The following is a 15514-nucleotide window of genomic DNA, read 5'->3' as shown; positions in this document are numbered from 1 at the left end:
CGATATGGAGGCTGATATTGCTGCTTTGGTAAAGACGGAAATGTTCATAGACGGAGAATGGTTAGAGGCGGCAAAGGGAGAACGTCATCCTGTGAGAAACCCAGCGACCGGGGAGCTCATCGCAAGTGTCGCTTTTGGCGGTGAAAGAGACGCAGAGCGAGCGGTTAATGCCGCTGTAAGAGCTTTTCCTCATTGGGCAGCAGAAACAGCGGAAATACGTGCTGACTACTTGAGAACCACCTATAACTTAATTATAGAAGATGCGGACCGGCTGGCAAAAATCCTAACGATGGAAGAAGGGAAGCCGCTTGCCGAGGCGAAACGGGAAGTCCTCTTGGGTGCTGAGTATGTCCTCTGGTATGCTGGGGAAGCAAAGCGAATTTATGGTGAGATCCTTCCTTCTTCTGAACAAAACCAGCGACTTCTTGTTCAGCGGCATCCGGTCGGCATTGTGGCGGCCATTACACCATGGAATTTTCCCTTCTCCATGATTACAAGGAAACTGGCTCCTGCCCTGGCAGCGGGGTGCACGGTGGTTATTAAGCCGTCCCCTGAAACACCGCTGTCGGCCATTGCTCTTTTTGAAATCTTTGAAAAGGCTGGTCTGCCGCATGGTGCAGCCAATCTGGTCATCGGAAATGCAAAGGAAATCAGTGGAGTCTTTGTGAACCATGATAAGGTCAGAAAAATCAGTTTTACAGGATCCGCTCAGATCGGAAAGCAATTCATGGAACAAGCTGCAAAAAAACTGAAAAAGGTTTCTTTCGAGCTTGGGGGACATGCCCCTTTTATCGTATTTGATGATGCAGACATTGATCTTGCGGTTGATGGTTTAATACGAAATAAGTTTCAAAACAATGGTCAGACCTGTACGTGTGCTAACCGTGTATTTGTCCAAAAAACTGTGCTTGACCGATTTACGGTTTTGTTAACTGAAAAAATAAAAGAACTGAAAATCGGAAATGGATTAGAGCCGGGTGTAGAGATCGGGCCGCTCATCCATAAAGCGGCGCTCTCACAGGTACAGATCCAAGTCGAAGATGCCGTACATAAAGGAGCCGAAATTATAGCAGGAGGCAACCCACTTAGGAACGGCGTATACAAAAAAGGGAATTTCTTTGAACCGACCATCCTGTGTGATGTCACACAAGAGATGAAAATCTTCCAGGAAGAAACATTCGGCCCTGTTATTCCCCTCATCCCCTTTGAGGCAGAAGACGAAGCTGTCGAACAGGCGAACGAGACGGTCTACGGTTTGGCTGCTTATGTATATACGAAAAATCTTGGAAGGACTATCAGGGTTTCAGATCGACTGGAATTTGGGATGATCGGCATTAACGGAACAAAAGTCGGGTATGTGCAGGCACCGTTTGGCGGTATGAAAGAAAGCGGGATGGGCCGCGAGGGCGGGAAGTACGGTATGGATGAATTTCTGGAGTATAAACTGCTCAATTTTAATTATTAGAAGGTGCCAGGCATGGCAGTGTCAGGCACCTTTTTGGTGTTGACTTTTATTTGGAAAGAAACTATAGTAACCTTGCATGATCATATGTTTAAGTTTTTAAACATATGATCATGACAATGGAAAAGGGGTATGTATCATGAAAGAAGCATCAGCAGCAGAAGTTAATCAAATTCTGCAGAATCAAAAATTTTATTTTGCATCCCAGGAAACAAAAAGCATAGACTTCCGTTTGGAACAGCTGAAAAAGCTGAAAGCTGGAGTAAAGATGAATGAACAGAAGATCGTCAAGGCTCTTGCACTTGATTTAAATAAATCGGAACTTGAATCATATTCGACAGAAATTGGAATTTTATATGAAGAAATTAATTTTACGATGAAGCGCCTAAGAAAATGGGTGAAGCCGAAAAAAGTACGGACCGCTTTAACACATACAGGATCAAAAGGTTATATCCTGCCGGAGCCTTATGGTGCGGTGCTGATCATTGCTCCTTGGAACTATCCGTTTCAGCTTGCATTATCTCCGCTTGTCGGTGCGATTGCTGCAGGAAATACGGCTGTTATCAAGCCTTCAGAGCTGACATCGAATGTGTCTGCGCTGATTGCAGATATTTTGCAGGAGCTATATCCATCGTCTTATATCGCAGTGGCAGAAGGTGGAGTATCAACGAGTCAAGCTCTTCTAGATCAGCCATTTGATTACATTTTTTTCACGGGCAGTGTACGGGTTGGAAAAGTTGTCATGGAGGCTGCTTCCAAAAAATTAACTCCTGTCACGCTTGAACTTGGCGGGAAAAGTCCTACGATCGTACATGAAGATGCCAACATCAGGCTTGCGGCGAAACGAATCGTTTTCGGTAAATTTATGAACGCGGGGCAAACGTGTATTGCTCCAGACTATTTGCTTGTCCATACGAATGTAAAAGCTGCACTTATTGAGGCAATGAAGGTGACGATTAAAGAATTTTACGGAGAGCAGCCGATTGAAAACAGCTCTTACTCAAAAATAGTAAATGGTCACCACTATAACAGACTAACGGGTTACTTGAACGACGGGACGATAATTTTCGGCGGAGAAAAATCGGATGACAAAAATAGAATTGCGCCTACCTTGCTTGATAAGGTAAGCCCTGATTCTCCAGTTATGACAGAGGAAATCTTCGGCCCGATTTTTCCGGTTATGGAATATACTTCATTGAATGAGGCGATCACGTTCATCAACTCTCGCCCGAAGCCGCTTGCTCTCTATTTGTTTACACAAAACAAGGAAACGGAGGACCAGATTACGGGGCGTGTTTCTTTCGGTGGAGGCTGCATAAATGATGCTCTCATGCATATCGCCACACCTTACCTTCCGTTCGGCGGTGTTGGAGAAAGCGGGATGGGGAACTACCACGGAAAATACAGCTTTGAAACGTTCTCTCATTCTAAAAGCGTGCTGAAGCAAACAAACCGGTTTGATTTCTCCTTCCGATATCCTTCTGCAAAGAACGGGTTAAAGTTAGTTAAGAAGCTATTAAAATAAGTGGAAGGGGCTGTCCAAGAAGTCTGTAAGCTGTTGATTTCCGTTCCAGGGTGCTCGCCTTTTCCGCCGGGCGTGCGGTGAGCCTTACCGGCGTGAACGCCTACTTTTTGGTGCAAGCACCGGCGGGAATCTCACCTGTCACGCTAGTCCCGCAGGACAAGGAAGGCTTCGGCAGCGTTATATCGCACGAAGAAAATGTGAAATTCATTTTCGAGGAGTCTCGCATCTTCCACTTCAATTAACTTTTCATTGAAGATTTTTAATCCAAAAAGGAGCTGCTGAAGGTCAATTTTCGACTTTCAGGACAGCCCCTTTTTTCGTATAAATCAAAAGAACGTTTTCACTTCTGTTTCTGTATGTTTGCAGTTGGTGCACGTATATTCGAGTTCGAGTGCATCTTCACGAACAATGTGCATCGTTTCCTGATTGCAATGGCTGCAGTGCCTCTTCATTTTTGTCTCTTCCATCCTGAACACATCCTTCCGTTGATATCGTTAAAAATAGTATTCCTCTAACCCTAATTTGTAAAACAAACATAAAACATTGAATTCGGCATCTAAAGACCTAGTAGCATTTATCGAGTCGACCTTAGCACAGATTTATAAAGTAAAACAGGACGGGGAGTACCGCGGTGGTCCTGCGTATTATATTGAAAAAGGGACAGGCTGGCGATGGTATGGTATTCTTTTTGCCTTTGCAGCAGTGCTTGCCATGGCAATCCTCATGCCAGGAGTACAATCCAATTCTATTGCTGCAGGTGTTAAAAACGCGTTTGGGTTCAATACTTCAGTTACCGGACTTATTATCATTGCTCTTCTTGGGATTATTATTTTTGGCGGGGTCAAACGGATCGCGAATGTTGCACAGTATGTGGTGCCGTTCATGGCCATTGGTTATGTTGCCGTATCACTCATTATCGTTGCAATGAATATCACAGAGCTGCCTCATGTATTTGCTTTAATTTTCAAGAGTGCTTTTGCTGCAGATTCCGTATTCGGGGGAATTGTTGGTATGGCTGTTCAGTGGGGAGTAAAGCGCGGGATCTATTCCAATGAAGCCGGTCAGGGAACAGGGGCGCACCCCGCGGCGGCGGCAGAAGTCTCTCATCCTGCAAAACAAGGTCTGGTACAAGCATTCTCCGTCTATATCGACACACTTCTTGTATGCTCGGCTACAGCGTTTATGATTCTATTTACGGGGATGTATAACACGCAAGCAGCAGATGGATCTTATCTTTATGATAATCTGAAGGGCGTTGAACCGGGACCAGGGTTTACACAGGCTGCGGTCGAACAGGTGATTCCTGGGTTCGGCTCAGGATTTGTCGCTGTTTCATTATTCTTCTTTGCTTTTACGACCATTATGGCGTACTACTATATTGCAGAAACTAACATTGCCTACCTTATCAGAGGACGGGACAATAAATGGGCTGTTCCGCTATTAAAAGTAGTCATTCTGGCAGCAACCTTTTATGGTTCCATCAAGGAAGCGGCGCTTGCATGGAAGCTTGGTGATACAGGTTTAGGGATCATGGTATGGCTAAACCTCATCGCCATCCTTATTCTGGCCAAGCCTGCATTGAAAGCATTAAAAGACTATGAGCAGCAGAAGAAGCAAGGCCTTGATCCGGTATTTAACTCTGTTCGATTAGGCATTAAAAATGCTGAATACTGGGAACAAGAGTACAAAGAGCCAGATAAAGAACAAGTCTCTTAAACCAGCAGGAAAGACAGGTGCACATGCCTGTCTTTTTTTTGAAATAGTTATTGCATAATTCTGTCATCGCGGCTACACTTTTAGTAAAGGTTTGTGAAAGCGTTTGCACATAGTTGCACAAACTGCTCAAAAGGAGGAGTCTATTTGAAAAAGGGATTTGGCATATTGATGTCATTGGTGCTGCTTTTAGGGATCGTATTGGTTCAGCTGCCTAAAACGGCTGATGCGAGCAGCTATCAAAAAGTGGTAGTAAGGGGAAGTTTGTCTCCATTGGATTGGAGTTCTGACAATAATCCGCTGACAATGCAGCAGGATGGGACATGGAAGAGCAATCCGATTCCGCTTACCGGAGGCAGCAAGCTTGAGTTTAAGTACGTAAGAGACGATCAGTGGATGGATGGCAGCAATCTGGAGTTTACGCCACCACAGACAGGAAGCTATGTTTTCGTCTTTCATCCGGACGATGAAAGAAAAGTAGATATAATTCTCTTAGAAGGCAAAGGGAAAGTAACACTGAACGTGACGGTTCCAAAATCCACACCCGACTGGGCGAATGTAACCGTTGGGACAAGTTTGAACGGTTATAACTATTCAGTAACCAGCCTGAAAAAGGCGGGAGATCAGAAATACAGCATCCAGCTAACAGGTGAACCCGGCCAATCCTTCTCCTATTATTACGCGCTCGGTGATGAAAAGTATAAAGAGGTAAAAAGTGAACCGCGTAAAGCGGTATTCACCGAAGCGGGCGAGCCGGTGAATGATGAAGTAGAGAAATGGAGCGGTGTGCCGGTTGCGAAGAGCGTAACGCATAACTTTAACTATAAGCCTTTCATTCCGAACCATAAAGAAAATGTAATGGTCAAGACGACAGTAGAGCATTACGGGCAGGTGAATAAAGGCGGAATCTACTTTACAACAGACGGTTCCACTCCTGCAGGGAAAAGGGGCATTGCAAAGAACGGAACCTTTGTCCCAATGTATGCTGTCTCGAAAACAAGTCTTGGAGATGGATTATATAAGTCTGTGCTTAGTGGAACCATTCCAAAACAAAAAGACAGCACAAGGATTAAATACAAGATCGATGTTTGGAATACAGACGGCGAAGGTTCGCAGTTTGCAGACACGAACAGCATTCTGTCTGCTGACGCTACAGAATTCGCCTATTATGTAGATGACTATAAATCTCCTGAATGGGCAAAAAATGCTTCCATCTATCATATTTTTGTAGACCGTTTTATGGATGGAAATCCGATGAACAATGGGCCTGTTGATCCTAACCTTTCCTATGATGAGCGGTTAAAAGGATGGATGGGCGGCGATCTTCAAGGTGTTAAGGATAAAATTGATTACATTAAGGATCTTGGTGTCAACACCATCTGGATTTCGCCGATCTACAAAGGGCCGTATTCACACGGCTATCATCCGGCAGACTTTATGAAGATTGATCCGCGTTTTGGAAACAACAAACTCATGAAGGAAATTATTAAAGAAGCACACAAAAAGGGTATGAAAGTGGTTTATGACCTTGTTCCGAACCATACGTCCAACCAGCATCCGTTCTTCCAGGACGCCTTGAAAAATGGAACAAACAGCCCGTATTACAACTGGTACACCTTTACGAAATGGCCGACAGACTATAAAACGTTCTACGGTGTAACAGAACTTCCAGAATTGAACAACGACAATCCTGCAACTCGGAGCTATATGATGAATAAAGTCGTTCCTTTCTGGCTGAACGATCTTGGCTTCGACGGTTTCAGGCTCGATTATGCCAAGGGCCCAAGCTATAGCTTCTGGGTGGATTTCAGGCATACTGTGAAAAAACTGAAGCCGAACGCTTTTATTTATGGAGAAGTTTGGGACAGCCGTGAAAAGATCAACACTTACTCCGGCAAACTTGACGGCGCTCTGGATTTCCCGATGCAGGGCGCATTGCTTGATGTGTTCGCAAAAGGGCAGTCGATGAATGAACTGAGTGATGCGATCCGCTTGAACCAAAAAACATACAACTCAGAATATGTGATGGGAACGTTCTTGGACAACCATGATATGCCGCGCTTTTTATTCGAGTCCGGCGGTGATGTAAACAAACTGAAGCAGGCAGCTGCGGCGCAGTTTACACTTCCGGGAGCACCAATCATCTACTACGGAACTGAGGTTGGCTTATCACAAAGCAAGGATCATAACAAAGTTGACGAGTGGAAGGACCGCTATTTCCGAGAGATGATGCCATGGGATAAAGCGCATCAAAATGCTTCCTTAAAGCAGTATTATAAGAAACTAATTAAACTGAGAAACGATGAACCTGCGCTCCGTACAGGAAAGTATAAAGAGTGGTATTCTGATGGCCAAGTCATCATTTATGAAAGAAGCAATAAGCATGACCGCTTCCTTGTTGTTCTGAACAACGGAAGTGAAGAAAAAGTAACATTGAAGAAATCATTTGATGATAAGAATGATCTCGTACTAAAGAATGTATGGAACAAAAAGGATGTTATCCGGCCTGGAAAGAAAGACGATCTGACCATTGTCTCTAAAGCAGGATCTGTTCAGATTTTTGAAGTAGTAAAAGATAAAAAGAGCACAAAGAAAAAGGCATCGTAACTAAGAGGGGCTGTCCAAGAAGTCTGTAAGCTGTTGATTTCCGTTCCAGGCTGCTTGCTTTTATCGGCGCGAGCTCCTACTTTCGCGGGGCGTGCGGTGAGCCTTACCGGCGTGAACGCCTACTTTTTGGTGCTAGCACCGGCGGGAGTCTTACCTGTCTCGCTAGTCCCGCAGGACAAGGAAGGCTCCGGCAGCTTTTTATCGCACGAAGAAAATGTGAAGTTCATTTTCGAGGAGTCTCGCATCTTCCACTTCAATTAACTTTTCATTGAAGATTTTTCAAGCCAAAAAGGGGCTGCCTGAGGGTCAATTTTCGACTTTCTGGACAGCCCCTTTTTTTAATTTCAGAATAGGACAATTATCTCATTTTTTGGCAGGGTAAAGTAATTTTTTGTCGTAATTAATAGGTAACTAAACTCGTTGGGAGATAAACTGATGCTGATAGAAAAACTCCTTCTACATGTGCTGATTGTTTTGGCTCCAATCTTAAGCTACAGTTTCTTTTTTGAGAAAAAGCAGGTTTCAACATCCCCTTACCTCTACGGAACCTTGCAAAGTATCTCTGCAACACTTTGTATTCTGTTTGCTTTTTACGAAGGAGACCTCTATTGGGATTTACGGTACGCCCCTCTGGTGCTTGCCTTTCTTTATGGAGGTAGAATAGCAGGCGGAATGGTTTTGGGTACAATTCTAATCGTCAGAGCTGCAATGGGCGGGGATGCAGTGGTGTTTGCATTGGCCGGAGTTGTATTAGCCACGGTTATCCCATTTTTGTTCAGCAAAAAATTCAGTGTCTATCATGCAGGTAAACGGGTGAAGGCAGCAATGTTAATGGGCGTCTGGCCTTCTTTTGTCCAATTTGCAATCCTCATTTCCTATACCTTTTTTTATGGAACAGCAGATGGGGATTTCATGACAACGATATCTCATGTTCTTTCGTTCGGCATCCTTCAGGTGATAGGAGTAGGAACAGCCTCTAAGCTGAATGAGCTGGTCATTGAACGTTCCTTGATGAAGCAGGAGATTGAAAAGGCAGAAAAGCTGAACACGATGGGAGAGCTTGCTGCCTCGATTGCTCATGAAGTGAGAAATCCTCTTACCGTTGTAAAGGGGTTCCTTCAGCTTATGCAACAGGATGATAAAGACAATAACCACCCGTATATTCCGCTCGTGTTAAGCGAATTAGGGCGTGCTGAGGTAATCATCAGCGACTATTTAAATTTCGCCAAACCAGAATTTAAAAAGCTGGAAGATTTCTCCTTGTCACAAGTCCTGTCTGATGTTGTTATGCTTCTCAATGCGCTGGCTCTCAAGCAAGGCGTAGAGCTGAAAAGCGATTTAAAGCCGTCACTTTTTTTGTTCACAGACCGAAATCAGCTGAAGCAGGCGTTCGTTAACATTATTAAAAATGCGATTGAAGCGACACCTTCCGGGGGGACAGTCACTGTCAGTCTTGCACTATCGGGAAATCAGGCATTGATTACCGTAGCGGATACAGGCAAAGGGATGACGGAAGAACAGCTTTCGAGAATCGGTACGCTGTTCTATACGACAAAAGATAAGGGAACAGGGCTGGGAACGACGGTGTCTGTTAGAATCATAGAATCTATGCAAGGCAAAGTTTCTTTCAAAAGCGAAGTCGGAAAGGGCACGGAAGTTACATTGCGGCTGCCGGCTGTGCAAAACGTTCAAATCAGCCTATAGCTCCCTATTTCTGTTACACTTCTCTTAAGAGAACTTATGGAATGGTGATAACATGTTGGACATTGTAAAAGTTTCGGTTCGAGGCCTTGTCGAATACGTATACAGAAGCGGAAGCATCGATTCGCGTTTCCGTACCGCCAGCACGCTGGCGGAAGGTACGAGAGCTCATCAAAAAATACAGCAGACATACGCAGAATCTGATCAGAAAGAAGTGTTTGTTCAGATCGAAATGGTCCAGGACAATCTTTCTTTTCTTATTGAAGGAAGATGCGACGGTCTGCTTTTTTCTGATGATGAGGTAACGATTGATGAAATAAAATCAACGTCTCGTGACTTGAATACCATTGAAGAGGATACCTATCCTGTCCATTGGGCACAGGCGAAGGTTTATGCCTGTATATATGCCTCGGACCACGGACTCAATGCCATACATGTCCAGCTGACATACGTGCAGGTGGAAACCCAGGAAAAGAAGCGGTTTAAAAAAGTATTTTTCCTTGATGAGCTCAAACTTTTTCTTGAGGAAACAGTAAAAGTATACGCACCTTATGCCCAGCTGCTGGTAAGCCACCGGAAAGAACGGGATTACAGTATCAAAGAGCTGCCGTTTCCATTTGACCGGTACCGTGAAGGGCAGAGGAAACTGGCAGGGGCGGTCTACACGACAATCGCCGAAGGTAAAAATCTGTTCGCCCAGGCACCGACAGGAATCGGTAAAACGATGTCGACCACATTTCCTGCAGTTAAAGCCATCGGTGAAGGCCTGATGCAGCGCTTCTTTTATTTGACGGCAAAGACGATCACAAGAGAGGCGGCTGAGGAAGCTTTTTTGCTCATGCAGGAAAAAGGCCTTCGCCTGCACACGGTCACCCTGACTGCCAAGGACAAAATGTGCCTGAAGGATAAGGCAGTCTGCCAAAAAGAGTACTGCGAGTTTGCTGATGGATATTATGATCGTGTAAACGGCGCCGTGCTGGACATTTTGGCGAACGAAACGGTCATTCACCGCAGAACGATCCAGGAGTATGCGATCAAACACCGGCTTTGCCCGTTCGAGTTTTCCATTGACTTGGCGTATGGTGCCGATGCGGTCATTTGTGATTACAATTATGTATTTGATCCAAGGGTATCTTTAAAGCGTTTCTTTGAAGAGCAGAAAAAGCAAACCGCCTTGCTCGTGGATGAAGCCCACAATCTTGTCGACCGGGGCCGGGAAATGTATTCTGCTGAAATTTACAAGTCGGCTTTTCTGAACGTTTCGCGTGAATATAAAGGCAGCAATGCAGAGCTCCAAAGGGCGGCTAAAACCGTCAATGACTTCGGTCTTTCTATGAAAAAAAGATGCGGTGATGCGAGAAGCCTTGTGATGAACGACAAGCCGGAAGAACTGATAGAGCTTTTGGAAACCTTTATTGTTTCTGCAGAAAAAGAACTGCTGATCCAAAAAGAGGGAGAGGGTCAGCAGCTATTGCTCGATACGTACTTTGCCGCACAAAGCTTTATCCGTATCTCAAAGCTCTATGACCAGCGGTATGTCACATATGCGGAATATGAAAGAAGTGAAGTGAAGATTAAAATGTTTTGCCTCGATCCTTCTGCTCTGCTTCAACAAATGGGCAAAAGTTATCGTTCGAGTATCTTTTTTTCGGCCACCTTTACACCGATCGATTACTACAAGGATATGATCGGCTTTCGTGATGAAGATTATGCACTGGCCATTCCATCGCCATTTGAACGGGAACAGCTTCAAATCTATATCCAGCCGTTATCCACAAGATACCGTGACAGAGAAAAAACAAGAGAGCCGATCGCAGACATGATTTATCAGGTTGTGAAAGAAAATAAAGGAAACTTTCTTGTGTTTTTCCCTTCCTATCAATACATGAACGATGTGTACGAACAGTTTTTAAATGAGGATTTCCCTCTAAAATCAATAGTTCAGTCGACTGGAATGTCAGAAGAGGAGCGGGAACAGTTTTTAAACTCGTTTCAGGCAGATACGCAGGAAACACTTATCGGTTTTGCGGTGATGGGCGGCATTTTTTCAGAAGGTGTGGACCTTGTCGGTGACAGGCTTAACGGTGTGATTGTAGTTGGGGTCGGGCTTCCTCAGCTCGGGCTGGAACGAAATATCATTAAGGATTATTTTTCATCCCGAGGGAAAAATGGCTATAATTACTCGTATGTATATCCTGGCATTAATAAGGTGCTGCAGGCTGGGGGCAGACTGATCCGCTCAGAAACCGACCGTGGGACGATCGTTCTTGTTGATGACCGGTTTTTAACCCGGCAGTATCAGGCGCTTCTTCCGTATGAATGGCAGGACTTTACGATTCTAAAACCAGAGAGGACGAACTGACGATGGGTCTTTTGAAAAAATTACAGATTAAAAAAGGCTATTCGGTGGCTGTACTGAACGCGCCAGAAGGTTTTAGCCTCCCGAAAGAAGAGTTTCCTGAAGGGGCAAGTCTTATTGATCGGCCTGAAGGAGAACTGGATACGATTTTGCTTTTTGCAAAGGATTCAGGAGACCTTAAGCAATTTGCTGCTGATGTGACAAATCATTTGAAGGATGACGGCTTACTCTGGGTGGCTTACCCGAAGAAAAGTTCCAAAATTAAAAGCGATATCAGCCGTGATCAAGGCTGGGATGTGCTAAAGGAAAAAGGTTATGAAGGTGTATCACTTGTCTCTGTTGATGAGAAGTGGTCCGCATTCAGGTTCAGGGAACGAAAATACATTAAGAGCTTAAATAAATAAAAGCTTCAGCATACCGGATATTCCGCCGTGCTGAAGCTTTTTTGTTATTTCGCATCCAGTTTCCTTTCGCTCAGGTAGCGGTAAATCGGCAGCTCGTCGCCAACATCTGTCGGGATGAAGTTAAAGGTGACATAGCTGTCGACGGATTCAGGTTCCAGTGCAAGCGCAATAAAGTTTGCGTTTGGCTGTCCCATGCTGAAGACATAGCTTCCGGCAGGGAAGGAGCGGACAATTTCCTTCACATCTGTCGTTACTTCATTCGTATAATGCCCGTTTTCTAAAGTGGTGGAAACTTTTTTACCGGTTACTTTGTATCGTTCCACAGATTTGGAGACAGGTCCTTGCAGCTTCTGAACGTTAACTCCGAGTGTTTCCAGCTTGCGTGCAATGCTGTGGTAAGCCGGAGGCATGATGTAAGCCGTCGGCCTTTCTCTTTCAAGTGTAGGATAGGCATCCGTAGAATCTTCCCATACGATCGGAATGTTTGCTTTTTTTGCTTGAGCAAGATCTATCACTTGAAGCTGCTGATCAGGAACCCTTTTGTTCTCACTTTTTATTACGATCGTATCTTTATCATTGGCTTCCTTGCCCTTGTTGATCACATCCTGGCGTGCGTTCTTGACAGCGGTTTTTATTTTATTGGCATCGGCAGCGGTGGTTTTAATAAAGTTCTCCTGTGCGGTTGCCTGTGCATAGACTCGACGGTTAAAATCAGCACGGCCAATATTGATGCCACGGGTCTCGATCAGATAGGTGAGCGTGTTCTTTAAACCAAGAGCGTTTCTGCCGATGCGGGTTTCTGTGCTTCCTTCCGTTGCTACAAGCTGGCCGTCATCATCCGTATCAAGGGTGTAATAGTCATGATGAGACAATTTTTTTTGATCTAGCACCTGTTTGACCTTGTTAAGAACTAAGTTGTCGGATGTTTTTCTCAGCTGCTTCGGTATATTCAAGTTTTTTGCTGAGGATATCAGCAGGTCATAAGACGAAACAGAGCCCTGCTCTCCAAATTTTTTGAACAGAGGTGAGTTTACTGTATACTCATGGGCATCCAGGACAACATCAGGCTTATATTCGTTGACCGCTTTATGTACCGCTTGTACTTCTGGATATTCTACTTTCATATAATCACGGTTTGCGTCAAGATTAGTGGCAATCTGCCGTTTGAAATAGTAGGAGCCATCCGGGTTAACACGAGGTACGATTGCTACATTTACTTTGTCCAGAACATTCCCCATCTTGCCTTGGGCAAGCTTCTGAGCGGTGACGAGAACTGATTCACCGGCTGCGGGTTCGTTTCCGTGAATTTGTCCTTGAATCCAGATTAGCGGTTTCTTTTTGTTGTTTTTTATTTTGTCAGGATTTTCTTTGCTGAAGAGCAGGATAGGCAGATCACGCCCCTCCAGGGATTTGCCGATGCTTTTTAACGTCACAAGCTTATTTTTGTGGTCGAGCTTCTTAATAAAGGCGAGCATTTCTTCCTGGGAAGTAAAGGGGAGTCGTCCCTTTTCAAAGGCAGGAGTTGAGAAGTGTTCAGCTGGCTTTGGAAAGAGATACGAGATGCTGCTGGGCTGAACATAGCTTGGGCCGTATCCGTAATAAGGCGTGAATTTCTCTGTTTCATCAGCAGCTGCCGCTTTTGGCAGGGCGTCTGAAGAAGAATAGAGCCCAGCTGCAAGCGCCATAGCCAGGACGAAAGAGGTGGAACGAAAGAAATTTTTCATAATAACCTCCTGTAATTAATTATTTGATTATTCAATAAATAACATACATAAAAGCGTGAATGATAATGATTCGTGCTTCTGAAATGGAAAACAGGAGATATCTACCAATTCAGCAGATGGAAATTTCGCATAGCTGAGTGGTTGGACCTATGACTTGTCACATGCAACGGTGCCAGGCACCGCAATTACACAAGTATGTAACGGCGGTGCCTGGCACCAACAATAAAACTATTTTAAATATTTTTGAATTCTTTCTTGGAGGCGCTGTTTGTCATATGTGCTGTATTGGACAGCGATGTTGCGGATCGGGTCACCTGCGTAGAAGCGTTCATACAGCTCATGTCTTGAACCGAGCGGGCTTCCAACGAGATCCCATGCCAGCTTGAAGAGTTTCGTTTTCTTCTCAGCATCCACAGTGGCTCCGACTAAATATTTTTGCAGCAGGGAAGAGAGGGGCCTCTGAAAATCCTGAACGCTCGAAGGCAGCTGGATGAATCCTCCGGCTCCGATGAGCTGCAGAATCTCAAGGGCACGGGGATAGTATTTGGGCCCGAGGTTTCTGGCGGTTTGGATATAGGTGAAGTTAGGGACGAACGTATTGTATGGATTTAAGCTTCCTTCTCTTTCTGAAGCAATAACTAATGCCCGAATGGTTTCTACCTGCATGATGAGCTCTCCGAGTTTCTCTTGGACATGCAGATAGCCGTCCGCTCCGATTGCCTCCGCGATTTCAAAACCTATAGCAGTAACAAACTCCAGCTTGTTTAATAGACGGACGATCGCCTGATGATAGGCCAGGCTGTTTGAAACGGGATCTGCATTAATCTTTGCGATGGCTTCAGGATTATCATAGAGCAGCACGCGCTCCCACGGTACAAACACGTTGTCAAAAAGCAGCAGGGCATCCATTTCGTCGTAACTTGCACTTAGCGGCGCATCTGCCTTGTTGAGCGGAGTGGCCGCATAGGATTCACGGCAGACCAGGTGCAGACCTGGGGAATGGGCGGCTACGATCAGCATATGGGCCAAAGGCTTATGCTCTTCTTTTAGATGTCCGACCGGATAAACAATGATGTCATTGGAATAAGGGGAGGCTGTACCAATCATTTTGGCACCGCTTAAAAAAACACCGTCGCTTGTTTTTTTAGTGATCCGAAGCAAGCCAAGATCTTCTATATTTTTGAGCTGTGAATCCGACCGGTTTATCTGCGGATCCCTCTGTACCAAACTTAAGAAAAGATGGCGGTCTCTTGCTTCTTCATAATAAGAACTGATCTTATCAGGGAAGGCTTTATCAAACGCTCTGTAATCTTCCCTGGAAGCATACCAGCCTGTTAATCTCGATCGTGCATAATCGGACAGCCGGCTCATTACACCATCCGTAGATTGGCTCCATATTTCAAATGCGGTTCTCCGCTTTAGCAGGTCCTCATAGGATTCAGGGACAAAGAAGGCCGAATGAACGTATTCCATTGTTTTAGGGCTTAGATAGCCTACCTTGTCCCTGAGCTTGGGATCATCGAACATGGCAAACAGTTCAGAAATGGCAGCCAGCGTCCCCGTGAAATTTTTGTCCTTTGTGATATCGATCTTTTTGCCGTCCAGCCATACGTTCCGGCCATCCTGCAAACTTTTAATGAACGGGTCTTTTTGCAAAACATGATACTCTCCTTTGTGTTTAATAGGTTCAGATTTTTATAAAGGGGAAACAATTCCTTCTCCTAGAGGCGGGGTATAGACATGGAATGTAATAACGGGAGAAGCGGTAGGGTTGTACATCACATGGAAGGCCAATTCTTCAATGGTAAAAAAATCCTCTTTTGTATACGGCTTTATCATTCCTATTAACCTTATGAATATCGTTAACTTTATAAAATATAGTATTAATAAAAGATAGAGATGTTCCGGCTGGAGAGCAAAATGGACAACATTCCTATTCTTTATGCAGCTTCTATGGTTATTCCTTTTATGGCATGGTATAATCCTCAGAAAAGTTTCAGTAAGAGAAACGGCAAAAGA

General features: G+C 44.7%; 11 protein-coding genes and 1 pseudogene. 9 read left to right on the top strand and 3 right to left on the bottom strand.

Features of this window, described 5'->3' with window-relative positions; genetic code table 11:
- The first annotated feature begins 4 nt into the window (after positions 1-4).
- The 3 genes from OKX00_RS20210 to OKX00_RS20200 all read left to right on the top strand — a co-directional run bounded on the left by OKX00_RS20210 (position 5) and on the right by OKX00_RS20200 (position 3229).
- Complete coding sequence (locus OKX00_RS20210) at positions 5-1465, top strand: NAD-dependent succinate-semialdehyde dehydrogenase (RefSeq protein WP_322114332.1); 1461 nt, start codon at positions 5-7, stop codon at positions 1463-1465.
- 136 nt (positions 1466-1601) lie between these two features.
- Positions 1602-2987: an aldehyde dehydrogenase gene (locus tag OKX00_RS20205; protein ID WP_265408590.1), complete on the top strand. Its 1386-nt coding sequence runs from the start codon at positions 1602-1604 to the stop codon at positions 2985-2987.
- 77 nt (positions 2988-3064) lie between these two features.
- Entirely contained in the window at positions 3065-3229 is a 165-nt protein-coding gene (locus OKX00_RS20200; protein WP_265408589.1) for a hypothetical protein, read from the top strand.
- A gap of 84 nt (positions 3230-3313) precedes the next feature.
- Here the strand turns inward: OKX00_RS20200 and OKX00_RS20195 are convergent, their stop codons facing one another.
- A complete protein-coding gene (locus OKX00_RS20195; protein ID WP_175501928.1) occupies positions 3314-3454 on the bottom strand; it encodes a hypothetical protein in 141 nt (46 codons plus the stop codon).
- Positions 3455-3557: 103 nt separating this feature from the next.
- Between OKX00_RS20195 and OKX00_RS20190 the strand changes: the two are divergent.
- The 6 genes and pseudogenes from OKX00_RS20190 to OKX00_RS20165 form a co-directional block, all read left to right on the top strand.
- A pseudogene (locus tag OKX00_RS20190) lies at positions 3558-4703 on the top strand (alanine/glycine:cation symporter family protein); the annotation flags it as partial.
- 144 nt (positions 4704-4847) lie between these two features.
- Entirely contained in the window at positions 4848-7307 is a 2460-nt protein-coding gene (locus OKX00_RS20185; RefSeq protein WP_265408588.1) for an alpha-amylase family glycosyl hydrolase, read from the top strand.
- Positions 7308-7340: 33 nt separating this feature from the next.
- Positions 7341-7568, top strand: a complete 228-nt coding sequence (locus tag OKX00_RS20180; RefSeq protein ID WP_265408587.1) for a hypothetical protein — start codon at positions 7341-7343, stop codon at positions 7566-7568.
- A 174-nt stretch (positions 7569-7742) separates the two neighbouring features.
- A complete protein-coding gene (locus tag OKX00_RS20175) occupies positions 7743-9011 on the top strand; it encodes an ATP-binding protein (RefSeq protein WP_265408586.1) in 1269 nt (422 codons plus the stop codon).
- A gap of 52 nt (positions 9012-9063) precedes the next feature.
- The gene (locus tag OKX00_RS20170) at positions 9064-11370 is read left to right on the top strand and encodes an ATP-dependent DNA helicase (protein ID WP_265408585.1); all 2307 of its coding nucleotides are present in this window, start codon (positions 9064-9066) and stop codon (positions 11368-11370) included.
- Between the two features lie 2 nt (positions 11371-11372).
- Positions 11373-11771 (top strand): DUF3052 family protein, encoded by a 399-nt coding sequence (locus tag OKX00_RS20165; RefSeq protein ID WP_265408584.1) that lies wholly within the window; start codon positions 11373-11375, stop codon positions 11769-11771.
- 44 nt (positions 11772-11815) lie between these two features.
- On the opposite strand, the gene OKX00_RS20160 is transcribed toward OKX00_RS20165, so the two are convergent.
- Together OKX00_RS20160 and OKX00_RS20155 are read right to left on the bottom strand one after the other, a co-directional pair.
- The gene (locus OKX00_RS20160; RefSeq protein WP_265408583.1) at positions 11816-13495 is read right to left on the bottom strand and encodes a M14 family metallopeptidase; all 1680 of its coding nucleotides are present in this window, start codon (positions 13493-13495) and stop codon (positions 11816-11818) included.
- Positions 13496-13723: 228 nt separating this feature from the next.
- Positions 13724-15151 (bottom strand): 4-hydroxyphenylacetate 3-hydroxylase family protein, encoded by a 1428-nt coding sequence (locus tag OKX00_RS20155; protein WP_265408582.1) that lies wholly within the window; start codon positions 15149-15151, stop codon positions 13724-13726.
- Between the last annotated feature and the right edge of the window lie 363 nt (positions 15152-15514).

Origin of the sequence: Fictibacillus sp. KU28468, from assembly GCF_026153615.1 — a bacterium.
GTDB lineage: Bacteria > Bacillota > Bacilli > Bacillales > Fictibacillaceae > Fictibacillus_C > Fictibacillus_C marinisediminis.
The sequence above is the reverse complement of the archived record's forward strand: the minus strand, read 5'-3'. Positions and strand labels throughout refer to the sequence as shown.